Genomic DNA, 20879 nt, shown 5'->3' with positions numbered 1-20879 from the left:
GCGAAGAACTGGCGGAGTGGACGGGACTCGAACCCGCGACCCCCGGCGTGACAGGCCGGTATTCTAACCGACTGAACTACCACTCCGCACTCATGAACCTGGCGTCCCCACGGGGATTCGAACCCCGGTTACCGCCGTGAAAGGGCGGTGTCCTAGGCCTCTAGACGATGGGGACCCGCAAAACCGTTTCCCTGGTGGAGGTGAGCGGAATCGAACCGCTGACCTCTTGCATGCCATGCAAGCGCTCTACCAACTGAGCTACACCCCCGATGCAGCACCTGCGGTATTCCTGGCGGAGTGGACGGGACTCGAACCCGCGACCCCCGGCGTGACAGGCCGGTATTCTAACCGACTGAACTACCACTCCGCACTCATGAACCTGGCGTCCCCACGGGGATTCGAACCCCGGTTACCGCCGTGAAAGGGCGGTGTCCTAGGCCTCTAGACGATGGGGACCCGCAAAACCGTTTCCCTGGTGGAGGTAAGCGGAGTCGAACCGCTGACCTCTTGCATGCCATGCAAGCGCTCTACCAACTGAGCTATACCCCCGGCAGAAGAGCGCGCATGGTAGCAAAAAAACCATTCACTGTAAACCGGTTCAGCACGCCTTGCGGCATTGCCGATGAAACCTGGCGGAGAGGGCGGGATTCGAACCCGCGTGCCGGTTTTACCCGGCCATCCGATTTCGAGTCGGCGCCGTTATGACCGCTTCGGTACCTCTCCTGAAGAGAGAAATTGTAGCCAATTTCCCGAAAAAAATCCATACTCTCGCGCTTGATGGCGCGCAGGCATAAAGTTTTCCGCGGCCATGCCGTTAATGATTCCATTCGCTCCCGCGAGGAGGACTCGATGCTCCGCCGATCCCTGCCCTTGCTGCTCCTTCTGGCCGCATCGCTGTCCGGCTGCGATGCCTTCTACGACGCCATCGGCCTCAACGACGCCAAGAAGGCCGAGGCGGAGGCCAAGGCGATCGGGGCCGCCTGCCGGCACGCCGGACGCTCGCTCGAAGATTGCTATGCCCTCAACCCCAACGCCTCGAAGTCGGCAATCTTCGAGGGGTGGCGGGAAATGAACGATTACATGCTGCAGAACAACCTGCGCGAAGTACCCCCGGTGTTCGCCCCCACCGAACCGCTCAAACGCTCGCAGCCCATCATCCCAAAGCCGGAAAGCGCGCCCGGCGCTCCGGCTCCCGGAACACCACCGTCCACGGCCGCCCCACTGGGTCGCTAGTGTCCAGACCTTCTCAAGGCGCCGGATTCGTATAGCGCAGGTGGATTTCATCGATGCGCGCGAGCACCTCCGGGCTCGGGCGCCAATTCCATGCCTGCAGGTTCTCCTCCAGCTGCTCGGGGCGAGTCGCCCCGATGATGGTGCTCGTCACACAGCGTCGGTGATAGACCCAACCCAAGGCGAGCGTGGCCGGGCTCACTCCCAGCTCACGCGCCAACCGGGCGTAGGACTCGACCGCCGGCTGGACGTTGGGCTTGGCATAGCGTTGCCCGAAGTTGGCAAAGCGCGTCAGACGCCCTTCGGCATGGGGATCGGCGAGGTACTTGCCGCTCAACAGGCCAAACGCAAGCGGCGAGTAGGCGAGCAGTCCCACGCGCTCGCGGAAACAGACTTCTTCCAACCCATATTCGAACGTCCGGTTCATCAGGTGATAAGCGTTCTGGATCGAGACGATGCACGGCAAACCATGCTCTTCCGCCAGGCGCACGAACTGCATCACGCCCCAGGGATGTTCGTTCGAGACGCCGACGTAGCGGACCTTTCCTTCCTCGACCAGCTTGGCCAGTGCCTCGAGCTGGGCACGGATCGGCACCGTCGGTCGCTCCTTGTCCGGATCGAACTGCCATTGTCCGAACATCGGCTGGTTGCGATCCGGCCAGTGCAGCTGATAGAGATCGACGTAATCGGTCTGCAAGCGCCGCAGGCTGCCTTCGATCGCCTCGCGCAGATTACGCTCGTCGAACCCGCCGGGACCGCCGCGAATCCAATTCAAACTGCGTGCCGGGCCAGCAGCCTTGGTGGCCAGGATCACCCGATCGCGCGGCTTGCGCTTGAGCCAGGTGCCGAGAATGCGCTCCGTCGCACCGTAGGTTTCGGCGCGCGCCGGGACGGGATACATCTCCGCCGTGTCGTAGAAATTGACCCCGGCCTCCCAGGCGCGATCGAGCAGCGCGTGCGCCTGCGCCTCGTCGTTCTGCTCCCCGAAAGTCATCGTCCCCATGCAGATCGCCGACACCTGCAAGGCGCCATCCCCCAGCGTGCGATACTCCATTGCCGTTCTCTCCTTCGTCGAAAAGCGCGCCGCCGCCGGCGCACCGCGGTATCATTGCCGTTTCATCCGTAGTGTACGCCATGCACTCCCCGCCGCAAGGGCTGATCGCCCTCACCCGCCCAGGTTTCGAGCCCGAAGTCGCCGTCGAGCTGAGCCGCTGGGCCGAGACCCACGGCATTCCCGCTGAAGTCACCATGCAGGTGCGCAGCGGCTACGTGCTGCTGGATGCCCACGCCCCGTTGCCGGACGACCTTCCCCTGCCCTCCTGGCGCGAGCTCGTGTTCGCCCGCGAGTGCCTGCCCTGGTTCGACCGGCTGGCGCTGCCCGAACGCGATCGCGTGCGTCCCCTGGTCGAGAACGTCGAGCACCATCACCCCCGGACGCGCTTCGGCGCCCTGCGCCTCGCCTTTCCCGACAGCGACGAAGGCCGGCCCCTCTCCGGTTTCACCCGCCGGCTGCGGCCGCACCTCGAGACGGCGCTCGCCGAGCGCGGCAAATTCGCCGAGCGCGCCCGCGAGACCCTCGTCGTCTTCTTCCCTTCCTCACGCGAAGCCTTTTTGGGTAATGCTCCCGCCGCGCTCCTCTCTCCCTGGGAAAACGGCATTCCGCGGCTGCGCCTGCCGGCGGAAGCCCCCAGCCGATCGGCGCTCAAACTCGCCGAAGCGCTCCTCGTGCTGCTCGACGAAGACGAACGTGCTCGCTGGCTGCGCCCCGGCACGAAAGCCGTGGATCTGGGCGCCGCCCCGGGGGGCTGGACCTGGCAGATGGTCCAGCGGGGATTGCGCGTGAGCGCGATCGACAACGGTCGGCTGGATGCGCGGCTCCTCGCCTCGGGGCTCGTCGACTGGCAGCGCGCCGACGGGTTTACCTGGCGCCCGCGCGGTCGCGTCGATTGGCTACTGTGCGACATGGTGGAGCAACCCAGCCGCATCGCCGAACTCGTCGGTCGCTGGTTTGCCCAACGCCTGTGCCGCTATGCCCTCTTCAACCTGAAACTCCCGATGAAAAAACGCCTCGAAGCGTTAGAAGACGCCCGCAAGCGGCTACAGCGGCTCACGCGCGAGGCCGGCGGCATCGAGCTGCGTTGCAAGCAGCTCTACCACGACCGCGAGGAAGTCACCGTCTTTGCCCGAGCCTTGGCTTGAGTTCGCCGCCGATCGCCCGATGCCGGCGTATAATTTCTTGTCTTTGCCATTTTCTTCCGTTTCTGGAGCGCACGACCTCCGATGACCTTCTCTGAGCTTGGGCTTCTGCCCGAACTGCTTGCCGCCGTCAACGACCTCGGTTACACCGAACCCACGCCGATCCAGGCCCAAGCCATCCCGCGCATCCTCGCCGGCAAGGATCTGCTCGGCGCCGCCCAGACCGGCACCGGCAAGACCGCCGGATTCACCCTGCCGCTGCTGCAGCGCCTCGCGCCCCACGCCAACACTTCGGCGAGCCCCGCCCGCCATCCCGTGCGCGCGCTGGTGCTCGCTCCCACGCGCGAGCTGGTGTTGCAGGTCTATGAATCGGTGCGCCAGTACGGCAAACATCTGCCGTTGCGCGCCGCGGCGATCTACGGAGGCGTGGACATCAAGCCGCAGATCGAGGAACTGCGCCGCGGCGTGGAGATCGTCGTGGCCACCCCGGGGCGGCTACTCGATCACCTCGAACAGAAGACCATCCAGCTCAACCAGGTCGAATTCCTCGTCTTCGACGAGGCCGACCGGATGCTCGACATGGGGTTCATGCCCGACATCCGCCGCATCATCGAGCGCCTGCCGCGAGAGCGCCAAACCGTGCTCTTCTCGGCCACCTTCTCGCCCGAAATCAAGAAACTCGCCCAACAGCTGCTACGCGATCCGGAAACGATCGAAGTCGCGCGGCGCAACACGGTGAGCGAGACCATCACGCACCGTGTCGTGCGCTGCGAGGCCGCACACAAGCGCGACGCGCTCGTCGAGCTACTGCAGCGCCATCCCGGTCAGGCGCTCGTCTTCGTCGACACCAAAATCGCCTGCGGACGGCTCGCCTCGCTCCTGCAGCGGCGCGGCATCCAGGCCGAGGCGATCCACGGCGACAAATCCCAGCAGCAGCGTTTCGAGGTGCTCGAAGCCTTCAAGAACGGCTCGCTGCGGGTGCTCGTGGCCACCGACGTCGCCGCCCGGGGGCTGGACATCGAAGAACTGCCCTTCGTCATCAACTACGCCCTGCCCCCCAACCCCGAAGACTACGTGCACCGCGTCGGACGCACCGGCCGCGCCGGACACGAAGGCTTGGCGATCTCGCTCGTCGATGCGAGCGAAGAGGAGCGGCTGCAGGCGATCGAAAAAATGCTCGGCCGCCCCATTCCCGCCGAAACGCTCGAAGCACCGCCCCGCGAGCGCCGCGCCGAACCCACCCGCCGTCGCAGCGCCGAGCGCAGCGGACGCGCCCCCGACGGTTTCGACTTCTCCCGGCCCTACGAACCCAAGGCCGGCGCCGTGCTTGCCACGACGAAGCAGCAGACGGCAGCGCATCGCGCCGGAAGCAAGAAGGCGGTGGCGGTGTTGCTGGGAGGCAGCGGACGCGCGCAGTGAGGCGACGGGGTCGAATCACCGCGGCGTTCTTCTTTTGTCAGGTACCAGACGCTGCGCGATAAAACCACGCAGCGCCGGTGACCTCCACGTTGGACCTCACTACATGGCGCTTGATTCCCAGCTCACCGGCAACGCCGGCCTCTACTACTGTTGCTACCACCTCTCGCTGCTCGGGTGGAACGTTATGCCCACGGCACGGAACGCCCGTGGCGTCGACATCATCGCCTACAGTCGGGACGCAACCCGCAAGCTCGCCATTCAGGTCAAGGCGCTGAGCAAGCGATCCCCCGTTCCCCTTGGCACGTCCTTGGAAAAGGTCATGGGCGATGTCTGGGTCATTGTGAACAAAGTCACTTCGTCCCCGTCTGCCTTTATCCTCCTACCGTCCGAGGTAAAAGAACTTGCCCACCGAGGCGAGAAAGATGGCCGTGTTTCATTCTGGCTTCAACCAATTAGCTACGACCGAGAATGCTTCAAAGAGAAGTGGGAGCGCATCGGGCATGGTTGAACGGCTGCACGGGACTCCGTTGTTCCGCAAGGCACTGAGGCCGACACCGGGTCGCCCCCTGACGAGGACAAGCGCCGCTACCTTTTCGTGGCGATCGACCGAGCCACGCGTTGGGAGCTCAACGCCATCTACCCGGAGAAGACGGCCGCCAACGCCCGGCGCCTTCCTGCGCTCGCTCCTCGAGGCCGCCCCCTTTCGCCTGCGTACGATTCCCGCCGACAACGGCAAGGAGTTCACCGACCGCTTCATCACTCGCGGCGAGCGTACTCCTACGGGAACGCATGCCTTCGATGAACCGTGCCAGGCGCTCGGCATCGAACATCGGCTGACCAAACCTCGACGCCCGCAGACGAACGGCATGGTCGAATGGCTCAACGACCGCATCAGCGAAGTGCTTGCCACCCACCGCTTCGACAGCCGAGCCTCGTTGGAGGCGACGATTCAGCGCTACGTCTGGCTGTACAATCACCACATCCCCCAGAAGGCCCTGGGGCATATCACCCCCATCGAGGCCATGAAAAAATGGTACGCAGAAAAACCGGAACTTTTCATAAAAATGCCACGTAATCGTTCGGGGCCTGACAGCAGCACAAGGCAAGGCGTTTGCGTTGCCCGAACTGTGCGACGTGCTCGGGGATCAACGTCAATTCAGGAATGACGCACCGACGGAAAGCCAGTGCTGAATCACTCCCACTCGATCGTCGCTGGCGGCTTGCCGGAAATGTCGTAGACCACCCGGTTGACGCCAGCCACCTCGTTGATGATGCGGTGCGACACTTGGGCAAGCAACGCGTGCGGCAGCTCCGCCCAGTGCGCTGTCATGAAATCCTGCGTCTGCACCGCGCGCAGAGCGATCACGTGCTCGTAAGTGCGGGCGTCCCCCATCACGCCGACGCTGCGCACCGGCAGGAACACGGCAAACGCCTGGCTCACCTTGTCGTACCAGTCGGCGCGGCGCAGCTCGTCGATGAAAATCGCATCGGCCTGGCGCAGGGTGTCGGCGTACTCGCGCTTCACTTCCCCGAGGATACGCACCCCCAGCCCCGGTCCGGGGAAAGGATGGCGATAGACCATGTCGTGCGGCAGCCCCAGGGCGATGCCCAGCTCCCGCACCTCGTCTTTGAAGAGCTCGCGCAGCGGCTCGAGGAGCTTCAGGTTCAGGGTCTCGGGCAACCCCCCCACGTTGTGGTGGCTCTTGATGCTCGCCGCCTTCTTCGTCTTGCCTCCGGCCGATTCGATCACGTCGGGATAGATGGTACCCTGGGCGAGCCAGCGCGCACGCGGCAGCTTCGCCGCCTCTTCCTGGAATACTTCGACGAAGATGCGCCCGATGATGCGCCGCTTCTGCTCCGGGTCGGCCACGCCAGCGAGCGCCGAGAGAAAACGCTCGCTCGCATCGACGTGGATCACCTTCACACCCAGATTGCGCGCGAATGTCGCCATGACCTGCTCGGCCTCGTTGAGGCGCAGCAGGCCGTTGTCGACGAAGACGCAGGTGAGCCGATCGCCGATGGCGCGGTGGATGAGCGCCGCGGCGACCGACGAATCCACCCCGCCGGAGAGCCCCAGGATCACTTCCTCGTCACCGACCTGCGCCCGGATGCGGGCAATGGCCTCGCCGATGAAATCGGGCATGGTCCAATCGCGTCCGCAGCCGCAGATCTCATGCACGAAGCGCTCGAGCATCTCCTTGCCCTTGAGCGTGTGCGTGACTTCAGGGTGGAACTGCACACCGTAGAAACCGCGCGCCTCGTCGGCCATGGCGGCGATGGGAGTGGACTCGTTGCTGCCGATCACGGTGAAACCCGGAGGCAACTCGACCACCTTGTCGCCGTGACTCATCCATACCTCCAGCACCGCGTGCCCTTCCTCGTCCCGGCGATCGGCGAGCGATCCAAAGAGGCGGTTCGGTGCGGTGACGCGGACCTGGGCGTAGCCGAATTCGCGCTTGCCACTCGCCGCCACTTTGCCACCCAGCTGCTCGGCCATGGTTTGCATGCCATAGCAGATGCCCAACACCGGCACCCCTAGCGCAAAAACGATCTCAGGCGCGCGCCAATCGAGCGCCGCGTAGGCCGAATTCGGCCCGCCGGAGAGGATGATTCCCTGGGGCGCGAAGGCGCGGATGAAGTCCTCGCCCACGTCGAAGGGATGGATCTCGCAATAGACCTGCGCCTCGCGCACGCGCCGGGCGATGAGTTGGGTGAGCTGCGAGCCGAAATCGAGGATCAGGATCTTGTCGTGTCGGGTCATGGGATCATTCGACGTGGTAATTGGGGGCTTCTTTGGTGATCTGCACGTCGTGCACGTGCGATTCGCGCACGCCGGCGGCGGTGATCTCGACGAACTGCGCTTTTTCCTGCAGCTCGGCGATGGTGCGGCAGCCCAGGTAGCCCATGGCCGAGCGCACGCCGCCCACCAGCTGGTGGATCACCGCGCTCACCGGACCCCTGTAGGGCACCCGGCCTTCGATGCCCTCGGGCACCAATTTCTCCACGTTGGCGCTCGCGTCCTGGAAATAGCGGTCGGCCGCGCCTTGCTGCATCGCTCCGAGCGAGCCCATGCCGCGGTAGGCCTTGTAGGAACGCCCCTGGTAGAGCACCGTCTCGCCCGGCGCCTCTTCCGTCCCGGCGAAGAGACTGCCCAGCATCACGGCATCGGCGCCGGCCGCGAGCGCCTTGGCGATGTCGCCGGAATAGCGGATGCCGCCGTCGGCGATGAGCGGCACGCCGGTGCCAGCCAGCGCCGCGGCCACGTCGTCGATGGCGGTGATCTGCGGCACGCCCACTCCGGCGACGATGCGCGTGGTGCAGATCGAGCCCGGGCCGATGCCCACTTTCACGCCGTCGGCGCCGGCATCGAGCAGCGCCCGCGCCGCCTCGGCGGTGGCGATGTTGCCGCCCACCACCTGCACCTGCGGATAGGTGCGCTTGACCCAGCGCACGCGATCGAGCACCCCTTGCGAATGGCCGTGCGCCGTATCGACCACCAGCACGTCCACGCCGGCGGCCACCAGCAACTCGGCGCGCTCCTCGGTCCCGGGGCCCACGCCGATCGCCGCCCCCACGCGCAGGCGACCGTGTTCGTCCTTGGTGGCGAGGGGATGTTCGCTCGATTTCTGGATGTCTTTGACCGTGATGAGCCCTTTGAGCGTATCGTGCTCGTCGAGGATCAGCACGCGTTCGAGGCGGTGACGCTGCATCAGCGCCTTCGCCTCTTCGAGCGAAGAGCCTTCTGGCACGGTGACGAGCCGCTCACGCGGGGTCATGATGACGGACACGGGTGCCTCGAAGCGCGTCTCGAAGCGCAGATCGCGGTTGGTGACGATGCCCACCACTTTGCCGTGCTCGACCACCGGCAGCCCCGAGACCCCAAGCTGGCGCGTCAACGCCAGTACTTCGCCCACGGTCATCGTCGGCGGGATGGTCACCGGATCCTTGAGAATGCCCGATTCGAAACGCTTGACCTTGGCGACTTCCGCCGCCTGTTGCTTGGGCGTGAGGTTCTTGTGGATGATGCCGATGCCGCCTTCCTGGGCGAGCGCGATCGCCAGGCGCGCTTCGGTGACGGTGTCCATCGCGGCGGACACCAGCGGCAGATTCAAGCGGATGTCGCGCGTGAGCCGGGTGGAGAGGTCCGCGTCGCGCGGCAGAATGGCAGAATGGGCGGGAACGAGGAGGACGTCGTCGAAGGTGAGGGCTTTCTTCAGCAATCGCATGGTACAGTCCTTAGACCAAAACGGAATTATACCGGCGAGGCAGCTTCGAGAGGGCTAGTTTTTGTTGCGAGACGTTCGGGCGCGACGCCGGCGCACCGCTTTCGGGTCGGCGATGAGCGCGCGAGTGAGTTCCAGCCGGTCACCCTCGGCAAGGGGCATCTCCGGCGGTACGAGCCGGCCGTAGAGGCTGCACGCGCGCTCCCAGTCTCGCTGCAACGCCGGATGCCGTTCGAGCACCCCCGAGCGCAGCACGGCATCGCGCACCGTCGCCCCTTCAGGCAACACGAGCGATACCCGATCGATCACCCTCGGGGCGGGGGCGCAGACGAGCTCGATACGCAGTTCAGCCACTGCCTTCCCCCTTGATCTGACGAGCCCGGCGCACGAAGGCATCGATGAAAGTGGCCGCGATGCGATTGAACACCGGCCCCAGCACCTTCTCCAGCACGCGCGACGAGAATTCGTAGGAGAGGTCGAACTCCACGCGGCAGGCCTGCTCCCCCAACGGCACGAAGCGCCATTCTCCCTCCAGGCGGCGAAAAGGCCCCTCCTTGAGGCGAATGCGCATGCGAAGAGGGAATTCCTTTTCGTTGACCGTGGTAAAGTGGGTCTTGATGCCATGGAAATCGACGTGCAGCGTCGCCTCGGTTATCGCATCCGTGCGTCGGTGCAGCTCGACCCCGCCACACCAGGGCAGGAACTCGGGGTAGTCCTCGCAACGGTCGACGAGTTCGAACATCGTCTCCGCTGGGGAATCGATCAAGACGCGCTTGTGGACTTCGGCCATCCGTGCCCTTTCGCCGGCTGCTCACCTATAATTGGGCGATTCTACCCCAGCACTTCACCGGAACGTCGTCCATGAGCATCGTCGAAAACCGCAAGGCACGCCACGATTACTTCATCGAGGAGACGTTCGAGGCCGGCATCGAGCTACAGGGCTGGGAAGTCAAGGCGATCCGCGCTGGCCGCGTAAACCTCAAAGAGGCCTACGTGATCGTCAAAGACGGCGAGATCTTCCTGCTCGGCATGCACGTCACACCGCTGGCGAGTGCCTCGACCCACGTCCACCCCGACCCCACGCGCACCCGCAAACTGCTGCTGCACCGGCGCGAGATCGATCGCCTCGTCGGCCAGGTAGAACGCGCAGGCTATACGCTCGTACCCCTCGATCTGCACTTCTCCCGCGGCCGCATCAAAACGACGATCGGTCTGGCCAAGGGCAAGAAACTGCACGACAAACGGGAGGCCGAGAAAGAACGTGACTGGCAGCGCGAGAAGGCACGCCTGATGCGCGAGAAGCGTTGAGGATCACGGACGCCACGAAAACCGCTACGCGCGTTTGCCGAGCAAGGCGCCCGAGGCACGGAACGCAAGACAAATCACAAAGATGGCCGAGCAGCCGAACCCGCATAACGACGCGATCGGACCGCACGACGTACGATTCACCGGCGCCGATACGAATGCCCCTTCGGGCTTGCCGTATAATCGCCGCCATAAGATAACCATGACGGAGCACACCCAATGGGCTTTCTCACCGGCAAAAAGATCCTCATCACGGGGATGATGAGCAACCGTTCGATCGCCTATGGCATCGCCAAAGCGATGCACCGCGAAGGTGCCATCCTTGCCTTCACCTACCAGAACGAACGCTTCGAGGAACGTATCCGCAAGATGGCGTCTGAATTCGGCTCGGAGCTGGTCTTCCCGCTCGACGTCACCGACGATGCGCAAATCGAAGGGCTGTTTACGGCGATCAGTCAATACTGGGACGGCCTCGACGGCCTGGTGCACTCCATCGCCTACGCCCCCACCGAAGCGCTCGATGGCGATTTCCTCGATGGGTTCACCCGTGAAGCCTTTCGCATCTCTCAGGAAGTGAGCGCAGCGAGCTTTCCCTTGCTCGCCAAAGCCGCCAGGCCGATGATGCGGGGACGAAACGGGTCGCTCCTCACCCTCACCTACCTTGGCGCCGTGCGCACCATGCCCAACTACAACATCATGGGGCTGGCGAAGGCGAGCCTGGAAGCGGCCGTGCGCTACATGGCTGCCTGCCTCGGGCCCGAAGGCACGCGCGTCAATGCCGTCTCGGCCGGTCCCATCAAAACGGTGGCCGCCTCTGGCATCGGCAGTTTCGGCAAACTGCTGCGCTTCAACGAGCACAATGCCCCGCTGCGGCGCAACGTCACCATCGAAGAGGTGGGCAATGCCGCCGCCTTCCTCTGCTCGGATCTGGCAAGCGGCATCACCGGCGAAATTCTCTACGTCGACGGGGGGTTCAACACCACTGCGCTCGGCAATCCCGAACAGGAGTAAACCGGCAATGAGCTTCTGCTGCGCCGGGCCTTACCAGCGCAGGGTCATTGTGCCGTCGTGAGCGCCTGCAGCGCCTCACGGCGGATCACTACCGGGTGGCGCGCTTCCAACGTTCTCAGCCAGGCGCGCCACTCGACGTTGCCTACCACCGAGCGGATGCGCTCGCCGGCAAAACGCACCATGGGGTCGTCTGCCTGTAATTGCGGACGCCGCGCTCCCTCGATCCGTACGAACCAATGATCACCGTTCTCGGCCTCCCAAGCAAGGTAACGGGGCCAAGGCGCAACGGCCCTGAAAACCTCATCGACGAGCTCGGGAGGCAACACGCTGGAAGCCCGGGTCACACTACGCGCGGACTGCCAGGACAGCTCGGGGAGCGCTTCGCCCTGCGTCAGCCGATCCAGCCATAGCGGCGCCAGCTCGCGCAGCCGCTCTCGTCCTTTTTCTCGCGCCAAATCCTGGGTCACTCGCTCGCGCGCCTCGTCGAACGTCATCTGCCTCGGCGGAACGTATTCGGCTACCCGCACTGCGGCGAGCTTGCCCGGCGCGAGTTCGATCGGATCGAGATTCTGTCCTTCCTTCGCTTGCGCTTCCTGAAGGGCCGCGATGAGTTTGTCGCTCTTCACGCCGGCGATTTCGACTTCCTGCAGAGGAACGAGCCCCGTCTCGTGGATCTCCAGACCAAAACGTTCGGCCACCGGATCGAGCCGGTCGATCGCCTCGAACACGGCGTTACCCAGCTCCTCGTGCAGCTCCCCGTAGCGTACCCTCGCCTGGCGAGCGCGCCAGGAATCGGCCAACACCTCTCGCACGTCCGCGAAAGCCCGTAGTTGCTGGGTAGCCGGATCGCGAAACAGCTCTGGCGCCTGCTCATAGAGGGAGCGCAAGTCGGACTCGCTCGGCGTCAGCGACCGTCCGATCTCTGCTTCATCGACGAGCAAGTATTGCAGCCGGACCTTGGCCGGCTCGACGTAGCGCGAGGCATTCGCCTCGTAGTAGGCACGCAAGTCATCCTCCGAGAGGCGAGCGGGATCGGCTTCGTGCAGCGCCGTACGTACCGCCACGCGCACTTCACGCTCTTCGAGCTGCTGTGCCACCAATTGCAGCATTTGTTCGCGCGGAACGATGGCCCCCTGCGCGATCGGCTCCACCAGACGCTGGACCGCGAGATCCTGTGCGAGCATCGCTTCGAACGCCTTGGGAGTCAGTCCCTGCGCTCGTAACACGGTCTCATAGCGCGTGTAGGAAAATTGACCGTCCTGCTGGAACACCTCGAAGGATGCAATCGCGCGCTGCAAGGTCTCGGGCGTCACCACCACCCGCGCCCGGGCAGCCTCGGCCTGAATCAGACGACGTTCGATGAGCTCGCGCAGTATCATCTCGACGAAGGCGGGGTCGCGTGCGATGCGCACGTCGAAGTTCGCGCCGAACTGCTGACGCAATTGCGCCGTACGATCTTCCAGTGCGCGCTGCAATTCGGCCACGGTCACGACCGTATCCCCTACCTTGGCCACCTCCAGACGATTGGGCCCGCCGGAGAAGTAGTGCTCGACTCCAAAGAAAGCAAAAGGCAGAATCAACAACAGCAGGATGCCTTGGGCGATGCGTTTCTTCTTGCGAATGACCTCGAACATGGAACCGCCTTCCTTTACGATGAGCGCAGGACGGCCATGCGCCCCTGCAACGAAAGGGCGATTATCGCATCAAACTTTGGATGAGTGGGGGTGTGGCGGGCTGGGCTATAATGGCTTTTTCTGTTCGAGGCCGGGACGACAATTTGGCAGGCCATCCATGAAACCCAATGTACATAATTTCTTGATCATCGGGCTCACTTCCGAAGGCAAACGGTTCCGCCCCAGCGACTGGGCCGAACGCCTGTGCGGCATCATGTCGCAGTTCGGCGCCGACCACAAGATGCGCTATTCCCCCTACGTCCAACCCGGCCCCGACGAAAACGGCGCCAAGACCGTACGAGTCGACGCCCGTCTCTACGACATCGAACCGCTCGCCTACCACTTCTTGCTCAATTTCGCCAAAGACAACGACCTTCAGCTAAGATTCCTCGAAGAAGAATCCTCGATTTCCAACGGCGGCGAGCGGGAAAATGAAAAAGGCAGCCTTTGAGCTGCCTTTTTCGCACCGATGTGGCGATCCCTGTCGGGCGACTTCTCAGCCGAGCGCCTTGATCCGCGCCATCAACCGACTCTTGTAGCGTGCAGCGGCATTCTTGTGAATGATGCCCTTGCCAGCCATCGAATCGATCACACCCTGAGAGGACTGGAAAGCAACGAGCGCTTGTTGCTTGTCACCAGCGGAAAGCGCCCGCCGAACCGCTTTGATCGCGGTACGCAGACGCGAGCGCAGACTGCGGTTGTGCGCGCGGCGCTTGAGCGCTTGACGGGCGCGCTTGCGAGCTTGAGCCGTGTTGGCCATGTCCTTCAACCCCGAAATACTTGGAAGAAACTATAATTTTAGCCTTTCCGCCATTCCGATGCAACCAACACGATGAATCTGTTGCGCGCGCTGGCCACCGTCAGCGGCTTTACCCTGGCATCCCGCATCCTCGGTTTCGTGCGCGACCTTCTGATCGCCGCCGTCTTCGGTGCCGGCCCTGCCACCGACGCCTTCTTCGTCGCCTTTCGACTGCCGAATCTCTTGCGGCGGCTCTTTGCCGAAGGGGCGTTTTCCCAAGCGTTCGTGCCGGTGCTCGGGCACACCCGCGAGCGCCACGGCGCTCGCGCCACGCAAACGCTGATCGATCGCATCTTCACCCTGCTCTTCACCTCCGTGAGCGCCGTAACGCTCTTGGGAATCCTCGCCGCCGCGGTCCTCATCTCCGTTTCCGCTCCCGGATTCCTCGCTCAGCCCGAAACCTTCGCGCTCGCCGTGTCGCTGACGCGAATCACCTTTCCCTACATCTTGTGCATGACCCTGGTGGCGTTTTCTTCGGCCATCCTCAACACGTGGGGCCGGTTCGCGGTACCGGCAGTCACGCCTGTGGCGCTCAACATCTCCTTCATCGCTTTCACGGCGCTCGTGCTCGCTGGCCCGCCCCTCTTCTCCGTGCCGGTGAAGGCGCTCGCGTGGGCCGTGCTCGTCGGGGGACTCGCCCAGGTGTTGATTCACGCCGTTGCCTTACGGCGGATCGGCATCTGGCCTCGTTGGGACTGGGCACCGCGCGACGAAGGCGTGCGCCGCGTGCTACGGCTCATGGCCCCAGCCGTACTCGGGGTTTCGGTCGCCCAGCTCTCGCTGCTCATCAACACCGTATTCGCCTCCTTGCTACCCAGCGGCAGCGTCTCCTGGCTCTACTATGCAGATCGCCTCATGGAGTTTCCCGCCGGGCTCTTGGGAGCGGCGCTCGGCACCATCCTCTTGCCGAGCCTGTCCCGAGCCCACGCGCGCGCCAGCCAAGCAGACTACCGAGCTCTACTCGACTGGGGACTTCGCCTGACGGTGCTCCTCACGCTGCCCGCAGCGGCGGGCATGGCCCTGCTGGCCGAACCCCTCGTGAGCACCCTCTTTCAGCGTGGGGCCTTCGGGGTACCAGACGTAGCAGCCACCAGCCGCGCGCTCCTCGCCTATGCCATCGGGCTTACGCCCTTGATCGCCGTAAAAATCCTCGCCCCGGGATTCTATGCCCAACAAAACGTGCGCACGCCCGTGCAAATCGCCGTGATCTCGCTCGTGGCCACTCAAGCCATGAACGTGGTGTTCGTCTTCGTCCTGCAGCTCGCGCACGCGGGTCTGGCGCTGTCGATCAGTCTCGCGGCCTGGCTCAATGCGGCGCTGCTGCTGCGAGGGTTGTGGCAGCGCAACACCTACCGCCCCCTGCCGGGCTGGGGAAAATTTCTTTTCCGAGTCATGTCGGCTACGATCGTGCTCGGAGCCATCGCCTGGATCGGGGCGCAAATGGCTGGCGACTGGCCCCATCTACCCTCCCTCGAACGCGCCCTATGGCTTTCTGTGCTCCTGGCCGCCTGCGGCCTCGCCTATTTCGGCACGCTCTACGCCTTGGGGATGAGATTGGCCGAGTTCCGCCGCCAAGGCGGTGCGTGACGAGGCACGGTGCGCCTACATCGCGTCGGGATCGAGCCAACCATAGACGTAGCTCACGCTGGTGCGCTCGACCACGCCATTGCGGAAATGCACGTTGAAAAGTGTGAAGAGCACCCCGCGCCACTCGGTCTTGATGTTCCAGTCCCACACTTCCTCGCCCGAAAGCCTGAAGTAACGTTCGCGGCGATGCGTCCCCAGAATACGGGAGACCTCGGCCTTGGTCATACCCGGCTTGACCCGCTCCAGGTTCTCGGGCGCAAGAGCATCGTACTGCTCGACGATACGCCCCTCAGCATCCACCGTGTACATCCAACAGGTCCAACCATAAGGTTGCGTGGCGTATTCCAGGGTGCGCGTGCCGTCGGGATTTTCCCAAACCCGCGTGGGCGAACCGCGTGCGGCAAGGAGCTGCGCCTCCGTCTCGAAGACGGGCGTATGGATGAGCGGTGTGGTGCATGCCCCCAGCAGCACCGCAACGATGACAACGACGGGCAATAACCGGGCGCGCATCCTCGTCTCCTGTCTCCATAGTCTCAAGGAAATTATAGTCCCGCCATCCGATCAAGGCATGGACCAAGGCGTACAGCGCTTCGGCAGGCTCTCCCAGACAGGCAAATGCACGTCCGGCAACCCACCACGGCAAGGGGTAGACAAGGTTCCTTCGATGAGGGGCAAGAGCCAGCGCGAAAAAGCCTCGTTTACGCCACAGCCGGCGGTATCGATCCATTGGGGCGGAAAGCCTCGCTCGCGGTTGGCCGGCGTATCGATCGGCACCGTCACGCACCGATGACGGCAAGGGGCTTCGTCGAGGCGCTCCACCGCCACCATCACCGCCGAACTGCCCCCGAGCGCCGTTTCCACGGCGAATTCACCCAGGCGAGCGGCCACCTCGTAATCGACTGGGCTTGCCCAATGCGCCGCGGCCCGCTGCAGATAATCCGGCACGGCAACGTGATACTTCACACCGAATTCCTGCGCAAGCCGCTGCGCGAGCGCCATTCCCGCCCCGCCGAGTTGCACGTAGCGCCCCTCCTCCACCCCGCGCATCGACAGCAGTCGCCCCGTTTCGTCCTTGACCCCTTCGGCGATGACGAGGGAGCAAAAACCGAGGCGGGAGAGCGCCTCCTCCACGCGAGGGAAAACCGCTTCAGGACGAAAAGGCGTCTCCGGCAGCAACACCAGGTGCGGCCCTTCGTCGGGCGCGAACCGCTGCACGAGCGAGGTGCTGGCGGCGAGCCAACCGACGTTGCGCCCCATCGTCTCCATGACGAAGAGCCGAGGCTTACGCACATAAAGAGAGGCCAGATCGAGGCTCGCTTCGAGATAGCTCGTGGCAAGATACTTCGCCGCCGAAGGATAACCGGGAGAAAAATCGGTGCCGAGAAGGTCGTTGTCGATGGTCTTGGGCACACCAACCACCGTGAGGGGATAACCCAGGCGTTGCGCGCTCAGGTGCAACTGGCGCACCGTATCCATCGAGCCGTTGCCGCCGTTGTAGAGCAACCAGCGCACTTCATGCGCCTCGAGCACGGCAAAGAGCCGCTCGTGGAGCGCTGGCGCTTCATCGAGCGGAGGCAAGTCGAAACGGCAGGAGCCGAAAGTCCCGCCCGGCGTGCGCGAGATGCGCGCGAGCACGGAAGAATCGAGCGTACCGGGCGCGACGAGCTCCTCTTCGAGCACACCGAGGATGCCGTGCCGTGCGGCGAGAAACGACACCCCCGCCGCAGCGCAGGCGCGCATCACGCCCACGGCGCTCGCGTTGATCACCGCCGTCATTCCGCCCGATTGGGCGTAGAGGAGCGCGCTCATGGTGTGGACAGCCCGAGCGCACGTAGCCGCGGCAGCGCAAGCAGGAGCGCCGAGAGCGTCTTGCCGTCGATGATCTCACCGGCGAAGATCGCCTGCCACAGGCGCGGCAGCGGCCAGTGCAGCACTTCGAGGAATTCGCCATGATCGAGACGACGGCGACCGGCACGCAGCCCGCGGGCGAGAAAGACGTGAATCACCTCGTCGGAATAGCCGACACAGGGATGGAAGCGCCCGATCGCTTCCCAGTGCTCGGCCGTATAACCAGTCTCCTCTTCCAGCTCGCGCCGCGCACAATCGAGCGCGGGTTCGCCTGCATCGAGCTTGCCTGCCGGCAGCTCGACGATGCTGCATCCCAGGGGATAGCGGAACTGGCGTTCCAGCACCACTTCGCCTGCGTCGGTGAGCGCGATCATCGCCGCGGCGCCAGGATGGCGCAGATATTCGCGCGTCGTCTCGTGCCCATCGGGGAGACGCACGCGATCGCGCAGCACGCGCAGAAAACTTCCTTCCCATACCGTGTCCGAGGCCAGCGTCCGCTCGCGCAGGAGGTCGTCGGCCGAGGACACGGGCACGCCTCGCTCAGAAGGACGTGAGCACGGCGTAGCCACACACCGCCATCAACCCCTGCGGCATGAGTCCCGCCACCGCCAGCGTCAGGGCATTGGCCGAGAGCAGCACGCGCGTCTCGCTGGAGGCGATGAGCGCCGTGCGATCCATCGGCTCATCGAAGTACATCACTTTGACCACCCGTAGGTAGTAGTATGCACCGATCACCGACATGATCACGGCGAGCACGGCGAGCCAGGTATGCCCCGCGCTGACCACCGCTTCGAGCACGGCGAACTTGGCGAAAAAGCCGAGGAAAAAGGGGATGCCGGCCATGGAGAACATGACGAGCATCATCATCGCCGCGAACCAGGGACTACGGCGGTTGAGCCCCTTGAAGTCGTCGATGTGCTCGGCCTCGAACCCGGTACGTGCGAGCAACAACACCATGCCGAAGCTCGCCAGGCTCATGAGTGCGTAGGACACGGCGTAGAAGAGCGCCGAGCTATAGGCATTGAAGACCTGTTGATGACCGCCATCGGTGACGCCGGCGAGCAAGCCAAGCAGCACGAACCCCATGTGGGAGATGCCCGAGTAGGCGAGCATGCGCTTGATGTTGCTCTGGGCGATCGCCGCGAGGTTGCCGAGCACGATAGAGGCCACCGCGAGCAGCATCAGCATGGGTTGCCAGGTCTCGGCCAGACCGAAAAAACCACCAACGAGCAATCGCACCGCCAGGGCAAAGGCTGCCAGCTTGGGCGCCGACGAGATGAGCAGCGTCACCGGCGTCGGAGCACCGTGATAGACGTCGGCCACCCACATGTGGAAGGGCACCACGCCGAACTTGAAGGCGATGCCGGCCACGAGGAAGGCGAGACCGAACTTGAACACCAGCTCATCGCCTGCCCCCAGGGACACCGCCTGGCCCACCACGCCCAGATCGAGCGAGCCAGTGGCGCCATAGATCATCGACATACCGTAGAGGAGCAGTCCCGAGGAGATCGCCCCCAGAACGAAATACTTGATCGCCGCCTCGGAACGCAAACCATTGTCCCGGTCGAAAGCAACCAGAGCGTAGAGCGCCAGCGTCATCATCTCCAGGCCGAGATAGAGGACGAGCAGGTTGTTGGCCGACACCAGGATCATCGCTCCCAGCATCGACAGCAGCATCAACACATAATACTCCGCTTTCTCCAGCCGCCGTTCGATGAGGTAGAGCCGTCCGTAGAGAAGCGAGGCGAACACCGACAGGTAGATGAAGAGCTTGAGCACCTGGCCGAGCCAGTCCGAAACGTACATCGTGCCGAAGGTGTAGCGCACCGTCGGGTCGTCGACCGAAAAGACCGTGATGAAGGCAGCGCCGATGACGGTGAGCTGCGCCAGCGCATAGCCGAGCTCCCGGCTGATGCGGCGCAGGAAAGTCCCCGTCACCATGACGACGAGCGCCATCACCGCCACGAAGATCTCGGCAGCTGCCAAGGAGAAGTCCGGTCGTTCGAATTCCATGTTCTATCCCGTCCCAGCGTAGAGGGCTTGACTCAGTGCAGTTTGCCGGCGGCCACGTGCCGCAGCAGTTCATCGACGGAGGCGTGCATCACGTCCAAGAGCGGCGCCGGATACACCCCCAGCAGCAACACGAAGAACGCGAGCACCGCCAGCATCCAAAATTCGCGCGCCCCGATGTCGTCGAGCGCCGCGACGCGGTCATTGGCCACCGGACCGAAGACGACGCGCTTGTACATCCACAGCGAGTAGGCCGCGCCGAGGATGAGCGTGGTGGCGGCCACGAAGCCGATCCAGAAGTTGGTCTTCACCGCGGCGAGCGCCACCATGAATTCCCCGACGAAACCGCTGGTCGCCGGCAGACCCGAGTTGGCCATGGCGAAGAGCAGGAAGAAGGCCGCGAACTTGGGCATGACGTTCACCACCCCGCCGTAGTCGGCGATGCGCCGAGAGTGCATCCGATCGTAGAGGACGCCGATGCACAGGAACATCGCCCCCGATACGAACCCATGCGAGATCATCTGCACGATGGCTCCTTCCACCCCAAGCCGGTTGAACAGGAAAAAGCCCAAGGTGACGAATCCCATGTGCGCGATGGAGGAGTAGGCCACGAGTTTCTTCATGTCCTCCTGCACCAGGGCGACGAAGCCGATGTAGACCACAGCGATCAGGGACAGGGTCACCATCAGCCACTGGAAGCTCATGGAGGCATCCGGCGCGATCGGCAGGGAAAAGCGCAGGAAACCATAAGCCCCGAGTTTCAACGCGATCGCCGCCAGCACCACCGAGCCACCGGTGGGCGCTTCGACGTGCGCATCCGGCAACCAGGTGTGCACCGGCCACATCGGCACCTTGACGGCAAAGGCCACGAGGAACGCCAGGAAGAGCAGCTGCTGCGTGCGCAGATCGAGCGGCAGCCGGTGCCAGTCGAGGATCTCGAAACTGCCGTTGGAGGCGTAGAAGAGATAGAGCAACGCCACCAGCATCAGAAGCGAGCCGGCGAGCGTATAAAGGAAGAACTTGATCGCCGCGTAGACCCGGTTCGGTCCGCCCCAGATGCCGATGATGAGATACAGCGGAATGAGGGAAGCCTCGAAGAAGACGTAGAAGAGCACGGCATCCATCGCCGAGAAAATGCCGTTGATGATGCCGGACATGATGAGGAAGGCGGCCATGTACTGCGCCACCCGCTCCTGGATCACCTGCCAGCCGGCGATCACGACGATGAGCGTGATGAAGGAATTGAGCAGCACGAAAGGCATCGAGATGCCATCCACGCCGAGGTGATAGCGCACTGAATAGCGGGGAATCCAGTCGCGGATCTCGACGAACTGCAGCGCCGAAGTGCCCGCATCGAACTGGAACCACAAGGGAAGCGTCACCGCGAAGCCGAGCGCCGCCGCGAAGAGACTCGTCACCCGCGCCAAAGGCGCGTTGCGGTCGTTCCCTCCCACCGCCAGCACCAGCAGCCCCCCGAGGATCGGAATCCAGATCGCCAAACTCAATAAAGGAATTCCCGCCATATCGCTCTTCCGTGTGCGCGTCGTCTTGGTATCGTAAAAATCGGGACCTGATCCC

General features: G+C 63.9%; 20 protein-coding genes, 7 tRNA genes and 1 pseudogene. 9 read left to right on the top strand and 19 right to left on the bottom strand.

Annotated features, from left to right (window positions below):
• Positions 1–9: 9 nt before the first annotated feature.
• The 7 genes from EPD81_RS08770 to EPD81_RS08740 all read right to left on the bottom strand — a co-directional run bounded on the left by EPD81_RS08770 (position 10) and on the right by EPD81_RS08740 (position 723).
• Positions 10–86: transfer RNA gene (locus EPD81_RS08770), tRNA-Asp, on the bottom strand.
• Positions 87–99: 13 nt separating this feature from the next.
• Positions 100–175 (bottom strand) — tRNA-Glu (locus tag EPD81_RS08765).
• A 17-nt stretch (positions 176–192) separates the two neighbouring features.
• Positions 193–268, bottom strand: a tRNA-Ala gene (locus tag EPD81_RS08760).
• A gap of 22 nt (positions 269–290) precedes the next feature.
• Positions 291–367: transfer RNA gene (locus tag EPD81_RS08755), tRNA-Asp, on the bottom strand.
• Positions 368–380: 13 nt separating this feature from the next.
• A tRNA-Glu gene (locus EPD81_RS08750) sits at positions 381–456 on the bottom strand.
• 17 nt (positions 457–473) lie between these two features.
• Positions 474–549, bottom strand: a tRNA-Ala gene (locus EPD81_RS08745).
• Positions 550–630: 81 nt separating this feature from the next.
• Positions 631–723: transfer RNA gene (locus tag EPD81_RS08740), tRNA-Ser, on the bottom strand.
• A gap of 126 nt (positions 724–849) precedes the next feature.
• On the opposite strand from EPD81_RS08740, the gene EPD81_RS08735 reads away from it, so the two are divergent.
• Positions 850–1233, top strand: a complete 384-nt coding sequence (locus EPD81_RS08735; protein ID WP_142805061.1) for a hypothetical protein — start codon at positions 850–852, stop codon at positions 1231–1233.
• A 13-nt stretch (positions 1234–1246) separates the two neighbouring features.
• Here the strand turns inward: EPD81_RS08735 and EPD81_RS08730 are convergent, their stop codons facing one another.
• On the bottom strand, positions 1247–2284 hold the full coding sequence (locus EPD81_RS08730) for an aldo/keto reductase (protein WP_142805060.1): 1038 nt from the start codon (positions 2282–2284) through the stop codon (positions 1247–1249).
• Positions 2285–2364: 80 nt separating this feature from the next.
• Between EPD81_RS08730 and rlmM the strand changes: the two genes are divergently transcribed.
• From rlmM to EPD81_RS08710, 4 genes and pseudogenes are all read left to right on the top strand, one after another.
• A complete protein-coding gene (gene rlmM, locus EPD81_RS08725; RefSeq protein WP_142805059.1) occupies positions 2365–3429 on the top strand; it encodes a 23S rRNA (cytidine(2498)-2'-O)-methyltransferase RlmM in 1065 nt (354 codons plus the stop codon).
• A gap of 81 nt (positions 3430–3510) precedes the next feature.
• Positions 3511–4845 carry a DEAD/DEAH box helicase gene (locus EPD81_RS08720; RefSeq protein ID WP_142805058.1) on the top strand — a complete coding sequence of 445 codons (1335 nt, stop codon included), beginning with the start codon at positions 3511–3513 and terminating at the stop codon, positions 4843–4845.
• A 103-nt stretch (positions 4846–4948) separates the two neighbouring features.
• Entirely contained in the window at positions 4949–5353 is a 405-nt protein-coding gene (locus EPD81_RS08715; protein WP_142805057.1) for a hypothetical protein, read from the top strand.
• A gap of 60 nt (positions 5354–5413) precedes the next feature.
• Positions 5414–6011, top strand: a pseudogene (locus EPD81_RS08710) (integrase core domain-containing protein); the annotation flags it as partial.
• A gap of 26 nt (positions 6012–6037) precedes the next feature.
• On the opposite strand, the gene guaA reads toward EPD81_RS08710, so the two are convergent.
• Genes guaA through EPD81_RS08690 form a run of 4 tightly spaced genes read right to left on the bottom strand, consistent with a single transcriptional unit; the run spans position 6038 to position 9858 of the window.
• Complete coding sequence (gene guaA, locus EPD81_RS08705) at positions 6038–7606, bottom strand: glutamine-hydrolyzing GMP synthase (RefSeq protein WP_142805055.1); 1569 nt, start codon at positions 7604–7606, stop codon at positions 6038–6040.
• Between the two features lie 4 nt (positions 7607–7610).
• The gene (gene guaB, locus EPD81_RS08700; protein WP_142805054.1) at positions 7611–9071 is read right to left on the bottom strand and encodes an IMP dehydrogenase; all 1461 of its coding nucleotides are present in this window, start codon (positions 9069–9071) and stop codon (positions 7611–7613) included.
• A gap of 54 nt (positions 9072–9125) precedes the next feature.
• Positions 9126–9422, bottom strand: coding sequence for an RnfH family protein (locus EPD81_RS08695; protein ID WP_221929281.1), 297 nt, complete (start codon positions 9420–9422; stop codon positions 9126–9128).
• On the bottom strand, positions 9415–9858 hold the full coding sequence (locus EPD81_RS08690; RefSeq protein WP_142805052.1) for a type II toxin-antitoxin system RatA family toxin: 444 nt from the start codon (positions 9856–9858) through the stop codon (positions 9415–9417). Before EPD81_RS08690 ends, EPD81_RS08695 begins: the two co-directional genes overlap by 8 nt.
• Before the next feature lie 71 nt (positions 9859–9929).
• Here EPD81_RS08690 and smpB point away from each other — a divergent pair, with 71 nt between their 5' ends.
• Both smpB and EPD81_RS08680 read left to right on the top strand, forming a co-directional pair.
• Positions 9930–10376: an SsrA-binding protein SmpB gene (gene smpB, locus EPD81_RS08685; protein ID WP_142805051.1), complete on the top strand. Its 447-nt coding sequence runs from the start codon at positions 9930–9932 to the stop codon at positions 10374–10376.
• 216 nt (positions 10377–10592) lie between these two features.
• A complete protein-coding gene (locus EPD81_RS08680) occupies positions 10593–11384 on the top strand; it encodes an enoyl-ACP reductase (protein WP_142805050.1) in 792 nt (263 codons plus the stop codon).
• 44 nt (positions 11385–11428) lie between these two features.
• Here EPD81_RS08680 and EPD81_RS08675 read toward each other — a convergent pair whose 3' ends face one another.
• Positions 11429–13018: a peptidylprolyl isomerase gene (locus tag EPD81_RS08675; protein WP_142805049.1), complete on the bottom strand. Its 1590-nt coding sequence runs from the start codon at positions 13016–13018 to the stop codon at positions 11429–11431.
• Positions 13019–13175: 157 nt separating this feature from the next.
• Between EPD81_RS08675 and EPD81_RS08670 the strand changes: the two genes are divergently transcribed.
• Entirely contained in the window at positions 13176–13508 is a 333-nt protein-coding gene (locus EPD81_RS08670) for a DUF3579 domain-containing protein (protein ID WP_142805048.1), read from the top strand.
• 45 nt (positions 13509–13553) lie between these two features.
• Here the strand turns inward: EPD81_RS08670 and rpsT are convergent, their stop codons facing one another.
• The gene (gene rpsT / locus EPD81_RS08665) at positions 13554–13817 is read right to left on the bottom strand and encodes a 30S ribosomal protein S20 (protein WP_142805047.1); all 264 of its coding nucleotides are present in this window, start codon (positions 13815–13817) and stop codon (positions 13554–13556) included.
• A gap of 72 nt (positions 13818–13889) precedes the next feature.
• Between rpsT and murJ the strand changes: the two genes are divergently transcribed.
• Complete coding sequence (murJ, locus tag EPD81_RS08660; protein ID WP_142805046.1) at positions 13890–15443, top strand: murein biosynthesis integral membrane protein MurJ; 1554 nt, start codon at positions 13890–13892, stop codon at positions 15441–15443.
• 15 nt (positions 15444–15458) lie between these two features.
• On the opposite strand, the gene EPD81_RS08655 is transcribed toward murJ, so the two are convergent.
• From EPD81_RS08655 to EPD81_RS08635, 5 genes are read right to left on the bottom strand one after another with little or no spacing between them, the layout of a single operon-like run.
• The gene (locus tag EPD81_RS08655) at positions 15459–15953 is read right to left on the bottom strand and encodes an outer membrane protein assembly factor BamE (RefSeq protein WP_142805045.1); all 495 of its coding nucleotides are present in this window, start codon (positions 15951–15953) and stop codon (positions 15459–15461) included.
• A 51-nt stretch (positions 15954–16004) separates the two neighbouring features.
• Positions 16005–17252, bottom strand: a complete 1248-nt coding sequence (locus EPD81_RS08650) for a 6-phosphofructokinase (protein WP_142805044.1) — start codon at positions 17250–17252, stop codon at positions 16005–16007.
• Positions 17249–17824 carry an NUDIX domain-containing protein gene (locus EPD81_RS08645; protein ID WP_221929280.1) on the bottom strand — a complete coding sequence of 192 codons (576 nt, stop codon included), beginning with the start codon at positions 17822–17824 and terminating at the stop codon, positions 17249–17251. Before EPD81_RS08645 ends, EPD81_RS08650 begins: the two co-directional genes overlap by 4 nt.
• Positions 17825–17831: 7 nt before the next feature.
• Positions 17832–19304, bottom strand: a complete 1473-nt coding sequence (gene nuoN / locus EPD81_RS08640) for an NADH-quinone oxidoreductase subunit NuoN (RefSeq protein ID WP_142805043.1) — start codon at positions 19302–19304, stop codon at positions 17832–17834.
• Positions 19305–19336: 32 nt separating this feature from the next.
• Positions 19337–20824 carry an NADH-quinone oxidoreductase subunit M gene (locus EPD81_RS08635; protein WP_142805042.1) on the bottom strand — a complete coding sequence of 496 codons (1488 nt, stop codon included), beginning with the start codon at positions 20822–20824 and terminating at the stop codon, positions 19337–19339.
• Positions 20825–20879: the final 55 nt, after the last annotated feature.

The organism is Tepidiphilus sp. J10 (assembly GCF_006980785.1).
GTDB lineage: Bacteria > Pseudomonadota > Gammaproteobacteria > Burkholderiales > Rhodocyclaceae > Tepidiphilus > Tepidiphilus olei.
Note: the sequence above shows the minus strand (reverse complement) of the source record. Positions and strands in the feature narration are given on the sequence as shown.